18 protein-coding genes and 1 tRNA gene are annotated in these 14,670 nt (G+C 61.4%); 5 read left to right on the top strand and 14 right to left on the bottom strand.

Annotated features, from left to right (window positions below):
• Nucleotides 1-31 precede the first annotated feature (31 nt).
• Nucleotides 32-460 (top strand): phosphate-starvation-inducible PsiE family protein, encoded by a 429-nt coding sequence (locus F8E02_RS04565; RefSeq protein ID WP_317064287.1) that lies wholly within the window; start codon nucleotides 32-34, stop codon nucleotides 458-460.
• Nucleotides 461-513: 53 nt separating this feature from the next.
• On the opposite strand, the gene F8E02_RS04560 is transcribed toward F8E02_RS04565, so the two are convergent.
• Nucleotides 514-1,149 carry a response regulator gene (locus F8E02_RS04560; RefSeq protein WP_317064286.1) on the bottom strand — a complete coding sequence of 212 codons (636 nt, stop codon included), beginning with the start codon at nucleotides 1,147-1,149 and terminating at the stop codon, nucleotides 514-516.
• The gene (locus tag F8E02_RS04555) at nucleotides 1,149-1,550 is read right to left on the bottom strand and encodes a roadblock/LC7 domain-containing protein (RefSeq protein ID WP_317064285.1); all 402 of its coding nucleotides are present in this window, start codon (nucleotides 1,548-1,550) and stop codon (nucleotides 1,149-1,151) included. The genes F8E02_RS04560 and F8E02_RS04555 overlap by 1 nt, the downstream gene beginning before the upstream one ends.
• 321 nt (nucleotides 1,551-1,871) lie before the next feature.
• On the opposite strand from F8E02_RS04555, the gene minD reads away from it, so the two are divergent.
• The 4 genes from minD to F8E02_RS04535 all read left to right on the top strand — a co-directional run bounded on the left by minD (nucleotide 1,872) and on the right by F8E02_RS04535 (nucleotide 3,892).
• Complete coding sequence (gene minD / locus F8E02_RS04550) at nucleotides 1,872-2,657, top strand: cell division ATPase MinD (protein WP_317064284.1); 786 nt, start codon at nucleotides 1,872-1,874, stop codon at nucleotides 2,655-2,657.
• Nucleotides 2,657-2,857 carry a hypothetical protein gene (locus F8E02_RS04545; protein WP_317064283.1) on the top strand — a complete coding sequence of 67 codons (201 nt, stop codon included), beginning with the start codon at nucleotides 2,657-2,659 and terminating at the stop codon, nucleotides 2,855-2,857. The genes minD and F8E02_RS04545 overlap by 1 nt, the downstream gene beginning before the upstream one ends.
• Nucleotides 2,858-2,919: 62 nt before the next feature.
• Nucleotides 2,920-2,993: transfer RNA gene (locus F8E02_RS04540), tRNA-Pro, on the top strand.
• 41 nt (nucleotides 2,994-3,034) lie between these two features.
• On the top strand, nucleotides 3,035-3,892 hold the full coding sequence (locus F8E02_RS04535; protein ID WP_317064282.1) for a damage-control phosphatase ARMT1 family protein: 858 nt from the start codon (nucleotides 3,035-3,037) through the stop codon (nucleotides 3,890-3,892).
• 552 nt (nucleotides 3,893-4,444) lie between these two features.
• On the opposite strand, the gene F8E02_RS04530 is transcribed toward F8E02_RS04535, so the two are convergent.
• From F8E02_RS04530 to F8E02_RS04475, 12 genes are read right to left on the bottom strand one after another with little or no spacing between them, the layout of a single operon-like run.
• The gene (locus F8E02_RS04530; protein WP_394357910.1) at nucleotides 4,445-5,659 is read right to left on the bottom strand and encodes a phosphoglycerate kinase; all 1,215 of its coding nucleotides are present in this window, start codon (nucleotides 5,657-5,659) and stop codon (nucleotides 4,445-4,447) included.
• Nucleotides 5,660-5,680: 21 nt separating this feature from the next.
• The gene (locus tag F8E02_RS04525; protein ID WP_317064281.1) at nucleotides 5,681-6,307 is read right to left on the bottom strand and encodes a V-type ATP synthase subunit D; all 627 of its coding nucleotides are present in this window, start codon (nucleotides 6,305-6,307) and stop codon (nucleotides 5,681-5,683) included.
• A gap of 6 nt (nucleotides 6,308-6,313) precedes the next feature.
• Nucleotides 6,314-7,699 carry an ATP synthase subunit B gene (locus F8E02_RS04520; RefSeq protein WP_317064280.1) on the bottom strand — a complete coding sequence of 462 codons (1,386 nt, stop codon included), beginning with the start codon at nucleotides 7,697-7,699 and terminating at the stop codon, nucleotides 6,314-6,316.
• Nucleotides 7,700-7,701: 2 nt separating this feature from the next.
• Entirely contained in the window at nucleotides 7,702-9,456 is a 1,755-nt protein-coding gene (locus F8E02_RS04515; RefSeq protein ID WP_317064279.1) for an ATP synthase subunit A, read from the bottom strand.
• Nucleotides 9,456-9,758 carry a V-type ATP synthase subunit F gene (locus F8E02_RS04510; protein ID WP_317064278.1) on the bottom strand — a complete coding sequence of 101 codons (303 nt, stop codon included), beginning with the start codon at nucleotides 9,756-9,758 and terminating at the stop codon, nucleotides 9,456-9,458. Before F8E02_RS04510 ends, F8E02_RS04515 begins: the two co-directional genes overlap by 1 nt.
• Before the next feature lies 1 nt (nucleotide 9,759).
• Nucleotides 9,760-10,818 (bottom strand): V-type ATP synthase subunit C, encoded by a 1,059-nt coding sequence (locus tag F8E02_RS04505; RefSeq protein WP_317064277.1) that lies wholly within the window; start codon nucleotides 10,816-10,818, stop codon nucleotides 9,760-9,762.
• A gap of 13 nt (nucleotides 10,819-10,831) precedes the next feature.
• On the bottom strand, nucleotides 10,832-11,410 hold the full coding sequence (locus tag F8E02_RS04500; protein ID WP_317064276.1) for a V-type ATP synthase subunit E family protein: 579 nt from the start codon (nucleotides 11,408-11,410) through the stop codon (nucleotides 10,832-10,834).
• Between the two features lie 11 nt (nucleotides 11,411-11,421).
• Nucleotides 11,422-11,679: an ATPase gene (locus F8E02_RS04495; protein WP_317064275.1), complete on the bottom strand. Its 258-nt coding sequence runs from the start codon at nucleotides 11,677-11,679 to the stop codon at nucleotides 11,422-11,424.
• A 4-nt stretch (nucleotides 11,680-11,683) separates the two neighbouring features.
• On the bottom strand, nucleotides 11,684-13,627 hold the full coding sequence (locus F8E02_RS04490) for a V-type ATP synthase subunit I (RefSeq protein WP_317064274.1): 1,944 nt from the start codon (nucleotides 13,625-13,627) through the stop codon (nucleotides 11,684-11,686).
• Complete coding sequence (locus F8E02_RS04485) at nucleotides 13,614-13,943, bottom strand: V-type ATPase subunit subunit G family protein (RefSeq protein WP_317064273.1); 330 nt, start codon at nucleotides 13,941-13,943, stop codon at nucleotides 13,614-13,616. The genes F8E02_RS04490 and F8E02_RS04485 overlap by 14 nt, the downstream gene beginning before the upstream one ends.
• Before the next feature lie 51 nt (nucleotides 13,944-13,994).
• A complete protein-coding gene (locus F8E02_RS04480) occupies nucleotides 13,995-14,528 on the bottom strand; it encodes an alpha/beta hydrolase (protein WP_317064272.1) in 534 nt (177 codons plus the stop codon).
• Complete coding sequence (locus tag F8E02_RS04475) at nucleotides 14,512-14,667, bottom strand: hypothetical protein (RefSeq protein WP_317064271.1); 156 nt, start codon at nucleotides 14,665-14,667, stop codon at nucleotides 14,512-14,514. The genes F8E02_RS04480 and F8E02_RS04475 overlap by 17 nt, the downstream gene beginning before the upstream one ends.
• Nucleotides 14,668-14,670 lie beyond the last annotated feature (3 nt).

The following is a 14,670-nucleotide window of genomic DNA, read 5'->3' as shown; positions in this document are numbered from 1 at the left end:
ACATATATCCCCGACACAGGATGCCCGCACGATGTCTCATGACCACCAGGCCGATACCGCCATAGCCGCCATATCCTGGGTAACCCGGGCCATTTACCTGCTCATCGCCGCCTCGCTCTCGATCCTCGCGATCTTCTCCTTTTACGACGTCATCCTGCAGGTGATCACGCTCGCCCAGGCAGGGGACATAACACAGGGCATACTCCGGGTGCTGCACGCGCTCCTCGTGACCCTCATCATCGTGGAGATCCTGGAGACGGTGACGGTCTACTTAAAGACGAGCAGGGTCCTGGTGACACCGATCCTGATCGCAGGCATCACCGCGATGGTCCGGCGGGTGCTGACCTTCGGGGTCGAGCATGTCGAGCCGGTCGACATAGTCCTGACGCTCGCCGCAATCGTCGTCCTGACAGCAGCAGTCGTCTATATCGGGCGTCAGGAACGTGAAAACAGTTATTGAGAACGGCCCGCGGAGAGCCCGGAAAGAACCTTCCGGGCAGGGGAGCGGGAGGGTCAGCGCGCCCCGAAGACGTCGGCGAACTGGGCCCGCACCTGGTTCAAGCGTTCTTCCTGGAGTTTGATGCTCGCCGCCATGCTCTTTATGGCACGGGTGATGTCCTCGCCCATCCCCGCCCGGGCATCCTTGATGCTGTAAGTGGTCTCCAGGATCTTCAGGAGGCGCCTGTTGATGTCGACGCTTTTAGAGAGGCGCTCGTACTCGTCGATGATCCGGGGGTCGACGCCGGCCTCGCGTGCCCGCTCGATATCCGCGGTGATGGAGTGCCGGCGCGCCAGCACGTGCTCAATGGCCTCGTAGAGCTGGTGGTGGGTGGTGGGCTTGAGAATATAGTCCTCGATATAGGCGCCGTACTCGTTCGCCTCCTCCGGGGTGAGGGGTTTTGCGGTCAGCATGAGAACAGGGATGCCCCGCGTTGCGGGGTCCGTCTTGATCTTGCCGAGCGTCTCCCACCCATCCATCGGCTCCATCATGATATCCAGAAGGACCAGATCCGGCGGGGTCGCCTTCAGGACTTCAAGACACTCCTCACCGCTGAAGGCGGTGATCGGACGATAACCGCCGCGCTCCAGCATGGTAACGAAGACGTCGACGATCATGGGACTATCGTCTACAACCAGTATCGTATACATCACATCTCCCCTCCGATTCTGACCGCCATAGATGATAACCGTCTCTGTACTGTTGAGAGATCCGCAGACTTATCTATTACCGCCGTGATCAGGGCAGCCTCCCCTACAGTCAGGATGAGGATCGTGGCGTCTGTTGCCGTGATGGCGACCATGGACGGCCGCGGGATACGGACGCTGCCGCAGGCGGCATCTGCCGATGCAAGGACCGTTGCGCACATCGCTGCGAAAAGAGGCGATGACTGGCTACCCTCCCGGAAGTACTTACCCAGAACCGCGCCCTCACAGGATACGAGAGCGCATGCGGCAACCCCGGGGATAGACCGGAGTTCATCGATGCAGCGCAGGGCATTCTCTTCCATGAAGGAATCATGACTCATGTAGTTAACCCCGGTATACTTCATGGACATATATGCGTCACATCATATATGAATATCGAATCGGCACCGACACGGACCGGCCCCCGACTCGTTTTTTTGCCGCGATTCCACGAGAATTGGGCCGTAAAGCGAGGGGAAGTCGCGCTGCACCCGGGGCTGCATCGCCGGGCCGATCCGCGGCAGGATGCCCGGCCTGCGGCGCGGAGCTTTCATGGTGCCCACAACCCCGTTCGCCCGCTCGAGAGGATTATGCCATATTAAACTGGATTTAAGTCCCACAGGAGAGAAAACCAAACGAATAGGGTTAAATATAACTACCACAATCTATCCTTGAGACGGTTTTAGATGATCAGGGCGTACACCATCGCCTCCGGCAAAGGAGGAACCGGGAAGACGACCGTCACTGCAAACCTGGGGACAGCGCTGGCCCAGCTCGGCAGGAAAACCTGCATCGTCGATATGGATCTGGGCATGGCCAACCTGGGACTGGTGCTGGGGCTCGATAAGACACCCGTCACGCTCCACGAGGTCCTGGCGGGGAATGCCCGGATCCAGGACGCGATGTACGAGGGGCCCTACGGCCTCAAGATCGTGCCGAGCGGCCTCTCGCTCCAGGGGTTCCAGAGCGCGGATCCGGAACGGCTCAAAGACGTGATGTGCGACCTCACCGACCGTTGCGACTTCCTGTTTCTCGACGCGCCTGCAGGCATCGGCACCGACGCGGTCATACCGCTCACCGTAGCCGACGAGGTGCTGCTGGTCGTGAACCCCGAGATCTCTTCGCTCATGGATGCCTTGAAGATCAGGATCCTGACGGAGATGATCGGCGGGGCCGTCGGCGGGGCCGTCCTCAACAGGGCAACCCTCGACAGCTCCGACCTGAGCAGGAAGAAGATCGAGAAGGCTCTGGGTGTGCGGATCATCGACACGATCCCTGAAGATGCGAACGTGCGAAGGGCAGCGGCGGCAAGGACGCCGATCGTCGTGAAGTACCCGGGATCCGAATCGTCAAAAGTATTCCGAAGAGTTGCGGCGGAGCTCGCGGGCATCCCCATCGAGGAAGAGCCCGATAAGGTTCAGGAAGGGTTTATCGAGCGGCTCGCCCGTACACTATTCAGGAGAGGACCATAATGGCTGATATCAATGCAATCATGATCGTTCTGCTCTCGGTGATCATCATCTGCCTGCTGTTCATCATGTACGTGATGTACGTGCGCATCCAGCAGCTCCTCACCGAGGTCAACGCACTGACGGGCAGGATGGAGATCACCGGCAGCGAGCTGGAACAGCTGACGCGGAGTGTCGAAGAGTACAAGAGAACGCGGGGATAGGCCTTCTGCCCCCGCCCCCCAAAGCGAAAGTATATGTGTAATTCAAGCATATACGATAGGGAGGGGCCATAGGGTAGCCTGGCCATCCTAGGAGACTGGGGGTCTTCTGACCTGCGTTCAAATCGCAGTGGCCCCATTACACTGTTTTTTCGCTCATCGCATCCAACATTCAGCAGCATGAAGTTCTATCCAGGCTGCACGGAATGCCTGATCTCGCGCGTCGAGTACGAGAGCAGGCTCTGCATCGACGATCCGGCGCGCATCAGCGAGATCGTCGATGCATGCCGCGATCTCCTCCGGCGCATCGCCGCCGATCCCGTGCCCGCCCCGGTCATCGCGAGCCGGGTGCACCGCCTCGCCTACGAGATGATCGGCGATCCCGACCCCTACCGGTCCCTGAAGATGAACAACAACGAGGACGCGGCGGCGGTCTGCCGGAGGGTGCGCGGCGATCTCTCGTCGTTCCGCGACCTGATACTTGCGTCGGTCATCGGCAACACGCTGGACTACGGCTCAAAGGCGCATACCGTCACCGACAACTTCGTCGAGTTCTTCCGCCGTGAGTTCTCCGCGGGGCTGACCGTCGACGACACCGGTGCGATGGAGGCCCTCGCGTCACGGGTGGTCTACCTCGCCGACAACTGCGGCGAGATCGTCTTTGACGCGCTTCTGGTCGACCACCTCCGACAGAACGGGTCGCATGTCACGCTCGCCGTCAGGGGCGCGCCCATCCTGAACGACGCGACGATCGCGGATGCGGTGGCCCTCGGCCTCGACCGCCGGGCGGACGTGCTCACCACCACCTCCGGCGGCATCGCCGAACTCGGCCTCAACCGGGACCTCGCCCCGCCGGTCCTCGCCGACGCTCTCGACCGGGCGACGCTCGTCATCGCCAAAGGGATGGCGAATTACGAGTCGCTCTCCGACGACCGCGACCTCCCGCCGGTAGCCTACCTGATGTCGGTCAAGTGCGGCCCCATCGGCGCGGACATCGGGATCCCCGTCGGCTCCCGCGTCGCCCTCCTCCGGCAGTGACCGGGGGGGGGCGCGGTGCCGGGCTCATCTCCCGCCGCCACCGCCCTGCACCCGGGCAGATATAAAGAATTGCGGTCGGATAACGGAGAGACCAGAGAAACTCCCTGGAAAAAATGGGCCGCTCTGAGCGCCGGATTTTTATTCTGAGAGAAATATTGCCACAAATATTTATGGGCAAATATTATATACTCGACGTTATAGATATTGGATCGGGGTACGACCACACTCAGCAACCATCAGTCGTTCAATTCCATCAGCAATCACCACAACAGCCACACCCACAAGACACCAACCAGGAATTACAGGGGTTCGATGCAGGGGCGGCCCGCGAACCAGACCGCTCCTGCATCAGCGTTCAGCGGCAACAAGCAAATTTACACCGGGCCATAACATGCTTTCCGGGTGTGGTCCCCCTCCTCGGATTTTTACCATCTCTAAAAAAGAGCACCGCAACCGTCTCCCTCCCGGGAGAGGCATCGGCCGACGTGCGGCACGTGCCGTCGCCAGCCCGAATATTCCAAGAAGAGATGATAGTGAGGGCGCAGGCGCCCTTCACCTGAAGATCGACTTAGACATCTCCAGCGCTTCGATGGCGGGCATCTTCTTCCCGGTCAGGAACTCGATCGCCGCGCCTCCGCCTGTCGAGATGTGCGTGAACCGATCCTCGATACCGAGCCGCTCGATGGCTGCGCCGGAGTGCCCGCCGCCCACCACCGAGAACTCGACGTCGGCGGCGGCCTTCATCAACTCGAAGGTGCCGACGGCGAACTGCTCCTCTTCAAAGAGCCCCGCGGGGCCGTTCACCACGACCGTTCCCGAATCCGATATCGCCTTCGTGAGACGATCGATCGACTCGGCCCCGAGGTCGAGCACCTGGGCGTTCTCCGGGACGGCGTCAACCGGGTACTCCACCCGCCCGCCGTCCTCGCGAACGGCGACCGAGTGCGGCAGGGCGATCCGGTCGCGGTAGGTCTCGAGCAGGGCTTTCGCCTTCTCGACCTCGGCGCGGTAGCCGAGCTGGTCGATCAGCTGGGCCGACGGCCGCCCGATATCGCGGCCCGCCGCAAGCAGGAAGACGTTCGCGACCACTCCGACCACGATCACCTTATCGGCCGTCCCCCGCGCCAGAACATTCTCTGCGACCGCGATCGAGTCGTCCACCTTCGTCCCGCCGAGCACGAAGGTGACAGGGCGGGGAGCGCCGGTAAAGACCCGGGAGAGGTTCGCGACCTCCTTCTCCATCAGGAGCCCGCCCACCGACGGGAGGACGAGCGGCAGCCCCACGATCGAGGGCTGCGACCGGTGTGCCGTACCGAAGGCGTCGTTGACGTAGATATCGGCCATCGCGGCAAGCTTCCGGACGAGGAGAGTCTTCTTCGCATCCTCCGGCTTCAGGGTCAGGTTCTCCTCGGCGGCAAACCGGAGGTTCTCGAGCATCAGGACATCCCCGCGCTTTGCGCTCCGGATGGCATCGCGGGCGCACCGCCCGAAGATATCCTCGACGTAGGTGACCGGACGGCCGAGCATCCGCTCCAATTTTGCCGCGTGCGCCTCAAGCGTCGTGTAGTCCTTCTTGCCGGGCCGGCTCTGGTGCGTGAGGATAACGAGCCGCGCATCCTCAAGCGCCTGCACCGTCGGCAGGTGCTCCCTGAACCTCTTGTCATCCAGAATCTGGTTTGACGAGGGATCGATGGGCGAGTTGAAATCAACCCGCAACATCACCGTTCCCGTCAGTTTACCCGCATCTGCAAGCGTACCGATCTCCACCGGGTATCACCCCTACCCTGATCAGGCGCTCCGGGCCTTAATCTTTTTCAGGCGGAAGAGCTCCTCACGTTCCATCTCATCAAGACGCATCTTGATGAAATCTCTGGCCTCGGAGAGCTCCGGGATCACCTTGAACTCGAGCGCGTTCACGCGCCGCTTGGTGCTCTCGATCTCGTCGAGCAGCCGCTTCATGGTCGTCTCGATCTCCGCCGCCTCGATGATCGCCTCAAGCAGGTCCTCGAACGCCTCCGCGGTCTCGTCGATGACGGCAGATGTGCCGAGCATCCCGTAACCGCGGTCAAGCACGCCCTTCCGGACCGAGGATGCCTCGATCTGCGGGACGACGACGCCCATGATGTTCTTGCTCTTTAAGGAGATCGAGGGGACGTCCGCCGTCGAGAAGGCGGCGGCCTTCACCCCGATCGCGCCTTCGACGGTCTCCGCGAGGGCGATCATCTCCATCGCATGCGTATACCGCTCCAGCATCGCGCCGCGGCTGTCTTTGGCCTGCTGCAGCACCTTGAAGAACTCCAGGATCAGCCCATCGCGCTTCATCTTTAAGATGTTGTAGCCGCGCTCCGAGAGCTTGATCCGCCGCTTGACGTTGATCAGCTCAGATCGGGTCGGCTTGATATCTCGCAGCGCCATGGACACTTACCCCTGTGCCTTCTTCCGGTACTTCGGGTGATACTTCTGGATCAGTTCGCGGTCGATACGGACGAGCTGCTCTTCGGGCAGCGTCGAGAGGAGGTCCCAGCCGAGATCGAGAGTTCCCTCGATCGACCGGTCCTCGTAGAGTCCCTGCCGGACGAACCGGTCCTCGAAGAGGTCGGCGAACTCAAGGAACATCCGGTCGCGCTCCGAGAGCGCGTCTTTGCCGACGATGGCGACCAGGCCCCGGAGATCGTTACCCTCGGCATACGCCGCGTAGAGCTGATCGGAGACCTTCTTGTGGTCCTCGCGGGTGTGCCCCTTCCCGATACCGAGGTTCATCAGACGGGAGAGCGAGGGCAGCACGTTGATCGGCGGGTAGATACCCTTCCGGTGCAGCTCACGGTTGACCACGATCTGGCCTTCGGTGATGTAACCGGTCAGGTCCGGGATCGGGTGGGTGATATCGTCGCCGGGCATCGTCAGGATCGGGATCTGGGTCACAGAGCCCTTGACGCCCTTGATGATACCGGCACGCTCGTAGATGTTTGCAAGGTCCGTGTACATGTAACCCGGATAGCCACGCCGGCCGGGCACTTCCTCACGGGCCGCACCGATCTGACGGAGCGCCTCGCAGTAGTTGGTCATGTCCGTCAGGACGACGAGCACGTGGTAGCCGAGTTCGAACGCCAGGTACTCGGCCGTGGTGAGCGCGAGACGCGGCGTGATGATCCGCTCGACGGCCGGGTCGTCGGCAAGGTTTAAGAAGACGACTGCCCGCTCGAGGGCGCCCGTCTTCTCAAAGTCGGCCATGAAGTGGTTGGCCTCTTCACGGGTGATACCCATGGCCGCAAAGACCACGGCGAACTCTTCGGTCGAGCCGGGCACCTTCGCCTGCCGCGCGATCTGCAGCGCCACATCGTTGTGGGGCAGACCGGAGGCGGAGAAGATCGGGAGCTTCTGCCCCCGGACCAGGGTGTTCGTCCCGTCGATCGTCGAGATACCCGTCTGGATGAAGTCCGCAGGGGACGCACGGGCGTAGGGGTTGATGGCCGCGCCGGTGATCTCGAGCCTCTTCTCGGGCACGATCTCCGGGCCGCCGTCGATCGGCTTGCCGCCGCCGGAGAGGATACGTCCGAGCATCTCTCTTCCGACCGGCATCTTGATCGTCTCGCCGGTGAAGCGGATCCCCGAGTCCCTGCCGATACCGGCAGTGGTCTCGAAGACCTGGACGACCACGATCTCGTCGCTCGTGTCCAGCACCTGGCCGCGCTTCTGCGTGCCGTCGGCGGTCACGATGTTGACGAGCTCGTTGTAGCCCACCGGCTCCGTCTTCTCGACGAAGACCAGGGGGCCGGCAATCTGTGCAACCGTTCTGTATTCCTTCATGGTCACGCCGTCCTCATCGCTTCGAATTCAGCATTCATGGCCTTCAGGATCTTCTCAAGCTCAGGCTCGTAGTCCTTGATGAACTTGATCTGCGGGAGCTCGTTCCTGCTCTTGATGCCGATGACCTGTGCCGGGGTCGCTCCGCCCGCCTGGGCGGTCCGGGCAAGGTCGGCGTAGTACTTGATCGCCTTCATCATGTCGTACTGCTTGGCCATCGAGCAGTAGGTGTCCACCGCGTCGTAGGCGTTCTGCTGCAGGAAGATCTCACGGATCATCCTGGCCACCTCGATGGTGACCTGCTCCTCGTCGGGGAGCGCGTCGGAACCGACCAGCTGGACGATCTCCTGGAGTTCGGCTTCCTTCTGGAGGACACCCATCGCCCAGGACCGCAGGGGGTTCCACTCGGGCGAGACCTCGCGGTCGTACCAGTCGCCGAGGGCGTCGAGGTACAGCGAGTAGGAGTTCAGCCAGTTGATCGCCGGGAAGTGCCGGCGCTGGGAGAGCTTCGCGTCCAGTGCCCAGAAGACCTTGACGATACGCAGGGTGTTCTGGGTGACGGGCTCGGAGAAGTCACCACCGGGCGGAGAGACCGCACCGATGACGGAGACCGAACCGCTCGTGCCGTTCCTGTTGATCACGCGGCCTGCACGCTCGTAGAACTCCGAGAGGCGCGCCGCAAGGTATGCGGGGTATCCTTCCTCACCGGGCATCTCTTCAAGACGGCTCGAGATCTCACGCATGGCCTCAGCCCACCGGGAGGTGGAGTCGGCCATCAGGGAGACGTCGTAGCCCATGTCTCTGAAGTACTCGGCGATCGTGATCCCCGTGTAGACGGATGCTTCACGGGCCGCGACCGGCATGTTCGAGGTGTTCGCGATCAGGACCGTCCGCTCCATCAGCGGCTTGCCGGTCTTCGGGTCCTCCAGTTCGGGGAACTCCGTCAGAACCTCGGTCATCTCGTTGCCGCGCTCGCCGCAGCCGATGTAGACGACGATCTCGGCATCGGACCACTTCGCAAGCTGCTGCTGGGTGACCGTCTTGCCGCTCCCGAACGGGCCGGGGATGGCCGCCGTGCCGCCCTTTGCGATGGGGAAGAGACCGTCCAGGATCCGCTGACCGGTGATCAGCGGGATGTCCGGGTTCAGCTTCTCCTTCACGGGGCGGGGCACACGGACCGGCCAGCGCTGGAGCATCGTGATCTCGGTGCCGTCCTCAAGGACACAGATAGTCTCGTCCACCGTGAAGTTGCCGGCCGAGATCTTCTTGATCTTGCCGCCCTTCATGCGGGGAGGAACCATGACCTTGTGAACGATGTTCGTCTCCTGAACCGTGCCGAGGATGTCCCCGGGGCCGACGACGTCGCCCGCCTTCACGGTGGGGACGAACTCCCACTTCGTCTCGTGGGAGAGGCCGGGAGCCGAGACGCCGCGCTCGATGAAGTTGCCCATCTTGTCCATGAGCACCTCGAGCGGCCGCTGGATCCCGTCGTAGATACTGGTCAGCAGGCCGGGCCCGAGTTCGACTGCGAGCGAGAGGCCGGTGTTCGATACCGGCTCACCGGGTCTGATACCGGCGGTGTCTTCATAGACCTGGATGATGATGTTCTCACCCTGGATCTTGATGACCTCCCCCATCAGTTCCTCAGTACCGACCTTCACCACGTCGTACATGTGTGCGTCGAGACCGACAGCAGTGACGACCGGCCCTGAAATCCTCTTCAGGACTCCCTGAGTCCTGTTTTCTTTTCCTTTCTCCATTACTTCCACAGATCAACACCCACCGATCTCTTGATTCTCTCTCTCATCGACAGGCCGCCCTCGTCTCCGCCAATCGCGATCACCGTTGGTTTGACGGAGTTCTCAAGGGTGGTGCGAAGCCGCATGGGGATCCGCTCCATGTCGCTGCCCTTCAGCACGAGGATGCCGACGTCTTTGTCTTCCAGCACCCGGTTGATGTGCTCGACCAGCCGCTCGTCGGTCTCGGCCGCGTAGGTCTTCCTGACCCCCGCAAGCCGGAACCCGAGGATGAATTCACCGGTACCGACAACTGCGATCTCCATTCTACATCACCAGGTAGCCCTGTAACCGCTCACCGGGGAGGCCGGCTTCCTTGCCCCGGGCGAGGGCGCGAAGGTTCGCGACTTCGTACTTCTTCTCTTCCAGGTAAACGATGACCGGAAGGATCGAGAACGGATACCGCTTCGACATCCGCTCCATCTGGTCAAGCTGCACCTTGGTCAGGGCGACCTCGACCTGGTGGAGGGCGGTCCTGCCCCGGATCTCCTCGAGTGCGTTCAGGAGCGGGACCATCCTCACCTGCCGCTTCAGAGCGTCGATGAACTCGTCCCGATCCTCAAGTCCCGAGAGCCGCTGCAGTTCCTCCACCTTGAACGAGCCGCCACTGATCATCAGTTCCCTGACGTCCTCGTGGACGTGGCTCGCCCGCAGGCGGAAGAGGTTCTGAATGTTCCGGATATCGATCTCAAGCTCGATGTACTTCAGGAACACGTCCCCGCCCTTGAGGCCTCCCGTGGCGTCGGCGATCAGCCGCGCGTAGTAGCCTTTGTAGAGCTCGTTCTCGAGATGAGCAAACGATCCGGTCTCCACCGCGCGCGGGAGTTCCCGCTCGAGAGTCGGATAGAACCGCTCGCCCCTGAGGGCTTCGACGACCCGCTCGGGCGAGTCTTCGGCCACCAGACGGTCGAGGACGACCCTGTCAAGCCTGCCGGCCGGGACCAGGACCTCCTTGATCTTGCCCGGCCGCATCCCCTGCATCTTGCCGCGCAAGAGGGTGACGATGTTCTGGATATCCCAGCGGCGCAGGTAACTCGCCGTGAAGTACTTCAGGTCTCCCGGCATGAGCTCCAGGATGCTCTGGTACTCTTTCGCGAGGTTCCAGCTCAGGGCCACCTCAACGAGGTCGATACCGGAGAAGGAGGTGCCGAGTTCATCGATCTCGGACCGGTAGTTGGTCTCGCCGATGAACCGGGTGATCTCAGGCAGGCTCATATTCAGCATGCGGAGATAGTCCTCGCGCGGTATCAGCTGCGATCTCCGCACCCGCATGCGGGTGCAGGCGTAGATATACAGGGCCGATCCGCTACTACTTATCCCTGCCATGTATGAACCCTCCTCATGTAAACAGGATCTCTGACGCGTCCTTCAGGCCGGATTCCCAGATCTCGTCCAGGAACGTGCGGTAACTGTAGTCGATCTGCAGAGCGCCGTCGATGCTCTCGACGATGATACCGCCGGGGATCGCGGCCGGCTTGCCCACGCTGTAGCCCGAGAGGGACTTGGTCTGGCCGAGGATCTTCTCGACGACCGCCGTATCCCGCTCGTTCACATGGACGACACCCTTCTTGATCTCCTTTGCCGCTCTCTTCAACAGCTCTGTGAGCGCCTTTTCGTGGAACTCAGCAGGCAGATCACCGACAGCGGCGAGCGAGGCCGAATAGACCTGATCGAGGAGCGTCTTCTGGGCGTTCAAGACCTGTCGCTTGACGACGAGGTTTGCTGCCGAGGCCTCCTGGTTGATGAGGTAGGCGGCCGTCCGCTCTGCCTCCTCGTTTGCCGAAGACTTGATCCCGGCGGCGCGGGCCTGTGCGTCCTTCAGGATCTCCTCGACGTCGGCCCGGCCCTCTGCCCGGATCGCCTCGACCTCCCTTCGCCCTTTCTCCCGGATCTCGTTGACAACTGCTTCGAGTCCCATGGTTCACTCCATCAGAACAGAAGCAGCAGTGCAACCACAAGACCGAAGATGACGATGGTTTCCGGAATGACCGTGAAGAGCAGTGCGAGACCAAACATGTCCCTGTTCTCTGCGGTTGCACCGACTGCGGCCGCACCGATACCCATCTCAGCAAGGCCGGTGCCGACACCGGTCAGACCTACTGCGAGGCCTGCGCCGACTGCTCTCATTCCCAACTGCGATGCCTGAATCATTTCAAGGGTCAGTTCTGCTGTGCCAAAATCTACCATTTTCTTATTCCTCCGTAAACTTCGATTTCATACCGAATGGATTGTACTTTTTGCCTCCACCTTTGTAGAACTTGGTGAAGAACTCAACATAGTGAAGACGAATCGAGTGCAGACCGCCACCGAGGAGGCCGAGTGCCGTGTTCAGCATGTGCCCCATCAGGAAGACGAGAATGCCGACGATGATGAGGATCACGCCGACCGGGGTGATCGCTTCAAGCTGGGGCTCGATCATCATGCCGATCGCGATGTAGTTGACCACCATCGCGATTGCGACCGAGGATAAGCCCACCGCCACAAGACGGGCGTAGGATAACACGTGGCTGATGATCGTCGGGATCTCGACGATCTCAAGCGCATTCTCCTGAGCGATTCCGATGACGCCTCCAACGAGGAGTACGACGCCCAGCGGAAGGGTAATAGCGGAACCTGTCAGGTCGGGCATCATCGGCAGGGCATAGAACGCCCAGATGATGAGGATGATACCCCACATGGCGCCGAGCCAGCCGGCGTTCGCGATGACCGCCTTTGTTGCGTGTCTCCCGTGATAGAGTCTCCGTGCATTGAGCATCCCGAGGATGCGCCCGAGCGTGATGTGCAGAATACCGATCCAGATCGCGAGGATCATGAGTTCGGCTACCTGCGGGCCGTGCCCTCCCGCGTGGCCTCCTATGTTGAGGTGTCGGGAGAAGATCAGCGGCGCCCACGGGAGCGAGAATCCCAGGAACTCACTGTAGAGTACGCCGAAGATGATACTTGAGATGCTTGCGACACCGAGCACGTTGAGGAGGTTTTTTGCGCCGTCGCCCTTCAGGAATTTCCGCAGCCCAAGGCTCAGTCCAAGCAGGATGGCTCCGTAGCCCACGTCGCCGAGGATCATGCCGAAGAAGATGGGGAACACGATGGCTACCATCAGCGTCGGATCGATCTCGGAGTAGCGGGGCCGCGCATAGACGTCCATGAGCATCTGCGTCGGCGAGGCGAACGACGGGTTCTGGTACTCCACCGGAACCGCGGTGTCGTCCTCGACTTCCATCTTCTCGATGTAGATCCGGCCGTTCGTCGCTCTCTCCAGTGCTTCCTGGATCCTGTCGGCCCGGTCTTCAGGCACCCAGCCTTCGGTGATGAAGGTCTCTTCCGTGGTAGCAAACCGCAACGGGGCTTCCGCCCGCTCTACGTCAGCCGTGAGTAGTTCATCGCATGCTACCAGGAAGTCGGCGTGCCTCTCGCGGATCCCTGCAATCTTTCCGTTGACCGCAGCAATCTCGTCACCGAGCCGCCGGGCCTCTTCTGCATGGGCTTTCCGGCGCTCGTCGGGAGAACCTGTCTCGTCCGGAACCGGGATCGCCTGGAACCCGGCGTCGAGAAGGGTCCGCTCGACCTGCTCGCGGTGCTCGTTTTGCACCATGACGACGATCATGTTGCCGTCCACCTTGTCGGAAAAATATTTCTCGTGGGGGACGTCGATGACGACATCGTGCGTGATATGACCGGTAAAGACGGTAAACCGCAGGTATCCGCGGTAGAGCTCCAGATCCAGGGGAACCGCGGCAAACGGTTCAAGCTCCTTTACGCGCTGCTCGTGCTCCTTCTGCCGCGCCTCCAGTCTCGAGCGCGAAGCGATAAGATCCTCGGCCTCCTTCTGGATGGCGGGAAGATCCGTCCGGATCATCGCCCTGACTTTCGACGCAGGGAGCTTTGTTCTGGTTTCTACGTTCTCCGGGTCTATCCCGCACGCATTCTCGATTACTCTGACCTTAATGAGCGCCGAAGCCGCATCGCTTGCCTCCGGTAACGGGTGGCCGATCGAGAGCGCCTCAGGAGACGAGCTCTCCGGTACAAAGTCCTCGATGTGGTAGACGTTGTGGCGGTAGAGCTCTCTGATGATGGTCTCGATCTCACCCTTCGGGGCCGCGATGAGCAGCCGGCGCATCCGTTCAGGCCTTAACATGCACCTGCTCCTTAAACCGTGCGACGACAGCGTCCACGGCTCGTGCAAGGTTCTTGTTCCCCTGCTGTTTCAGGGTATCTGCGCGCGCTTCACCCTCCTTGACGATCCCTTCGTATCTGCGCCGGGCTTCTGCCCGTGCCTCCACGAGACGCTGATTCCTGTAATCCCCGGCATCACTCTGTGCCTTCAGGACCAGGCTCTCAGCCTCCTGCTCGGCATCCGCAAGGCTCTTCTTCCTCGCGGCCTGCGCATCACGGATCATCGCCTGATACTCTTCTTCAGTTTCCCTGATGCTCTTCAGGACATCGGTCTTCATCAAACCCTCCTTCTCACGGCGTATGAATATTTGATGAAATTGGGCATATATTTATTGTTGTTTGTCCGCTGAGGAGTTCTCCGCATCCAGATACCTGACCATCGCCCCATCGGGGAGGTGTTTTAAGAGAACGCCCCCGGGAATCCCGGCAAGCGAGAGTCCGGTCAATTCCCCCGAAGAGCAGAGGAGGTGCTGCTCGGGGTGGGTCCCCCGCCGGATATCGCAGGAGAGGTGGATCTCCGGGGCGACCGAGACGACCATCGATAACCTTTTCGATCCCGGATGATCTTTAGGGAGGACGACGAGCGGGATATGGTATCGCCGGACCAGCTCAAGCATCATGCGGGCCTGCTCGACCGGGCCGCCCTCGGGCATCGAGACGGCGACCAGATCGTCGGGGTCGACCGCGAGGCAGTACTCGTCGTCGGGGGTCTCGATGCAGAGGGGAAACCGGGAACCGGCTTTCCCGACGAGCAGAAAAGAGCGCTCCCCCCGGATGAGGAGGAGTTCGTCGCCGAGGGGGACAGGCTCCCCCTTTCCTGCGGGAGAGCCCCCGGACGCGCCGCCTTCAGGCTTCCTCGACATCTTCCGACTGGCAGCTCGGGCACATGGGCCGCTTCCCGACGCCCTTGAACTTCTCACCGCACTCCTTGCAGCGGTAGTTCTTGCCTTTCACCCGATCATCATCGAACTCGATATCGACAGGTCCACCGACTGTACACATCTG

Origin of the sequence: Methanoculleus caldifontis (assembly GCF_032842345.1) — an archaeon.
Classification (GTDB): Archaea; Halobacteriota; Methanomicrobia; order Methanomicrobiales; family Methanoculleaceae; genus Methanoculleus; species Methanoculleus caldifontis.
Note: the sequence above shows the minus strand (reverse complement) of the source record. Positions and strands in the feature narration are given on the sequence as shown.

What these genes read in the sequence shown, in the direction of transcription:
- F8E02_RS04565 (WP_317064287.1), top strand. Translation starts at nt 32, where the DNA reads ATGTCTCATGACCACCAGGCCGATACCGCCATAGCCGCCATATCCTGG.
- F8E02_RS04560 (WP_317064286.1), bottom strand. Translation starts at nt 1,149, where the DNA reads ATGTATACGATACTGGTTGTAGACGATAGTCCCATGATCGTCGACGTC.
- F8E02_RS04555 (WP_317064285.1), bottom strand. Translation starts at nt 1,550, where the DNA reads ATGAAGTATACCGGGGTTAACTACATGAGTCATGATTCCTTCATGGAA.
- minD (WP_317064284.1), top strand. Translation starts at nt 1,872, where the DNA reads ATGATCAGGGCGTACACCATCGCCTCCGGCAAAGGAGGAACCGGGAAG.
- F8E02_RS04545 (WP_317064283.1), top strand. Translation starts at nt 2,657, where the DNA reads ATGGCTGATATCAATGCAATCATGATCGTTCTGCTCTCGGTGATCATC.
- F8E02_RS04535 (WP_317064282.1), top strand. Translation starts at nt 3,035, where the DNA reads ATGAAGTTCTATCCAGGCTGCACGGAATGCCTGATCTCGCGCGTCGAG.
- F8E02_RS04525 (WP_317064281.1), bottom strand. Translation starts at nt 6,307, where the DNA reads ATGGCGCTGCGAGATATCAAGCCGACCCGATCTGAGCTGATCAACGTC.
- F8E02_RS04520 (WP_317064280.1), bottom strand. Translation starts at nt 7,699, where the DNA reads ATGAAGGAATACAGAACGGTTGCACAGATTGCCGGCCCCCTGGTCTTC.
- F8E02_RS04515 (WP_317064279.1), bottom strand. Translation starts at nt 9,456, where the DNA reads ATGGAGAAAGGAAAAGAAAACAGGACTCAGGGAGTCCTGAAGAGGATT.
- F8E02_RS04510 (WP_317064278.1), bottom strand. Translation starts at nt 9,758, where the DNA reads ATGGAGATCGCAGTTGTCGGTACCGGTGAATTCATCCTCGGGTTCCGG.
- F8E02_RS04505 (WP_317064277.1), bottom strand. Translation starts at nt 10,818, where the DNA reads ATGGCAGGGATAAGTAGTAGCGGATCGGCCCTGTATATCTACGCCTGC.
- F8E02_RS04500 (WP_317064276.1), bottom strand. Translation starts at nt 11,410, where the DNA reads ATGGGACTCGAAGCAGTTGTCAACGAGATCCGGGAGAAAGGGCGAAGG.
- F8E02_RS04495 (WP_317064275.1), bottom strand. Translation starts at nt 11,679, where the DNA reads ATGGTAGATTTTGGCACAGCAGAACTGACCCTTGAAATGATTCAGGCA.
- F8E02_RS04490 (WP_317064274.1), bottom strand. Translation starts at nt 13,627, where the DNA reads ATGTTAAGGCCTGAACGGATGCGCCGGCTGCTCATCGCGGCCCCGAAG.
- F8E02_RS04485 (WP_317064273.1), bottom strand. Translation starts at nt 13,943, where the DNA reads ATGAAGACCGATGTCCTGAAGAGCATCAGGGAAACTGAAGAAGAGTAT.
- F8E02_RS04480 (WP_317064272.1), bottom strand. Translation starts at nt 14,528, where the DNA reads ATGTCGAGGAAGCCTGAAGGCGGCGCGTCCGGGGGCTCTCCCGCAGGA.
- F8E02_RS04475 (WP_317064271.1), bottom strand. Translation starts at nt 14,667, where the DNA reads ATGTGTACAGTCGGTGGACCTGTCGATATCGAGTTCGATGATGATCGG.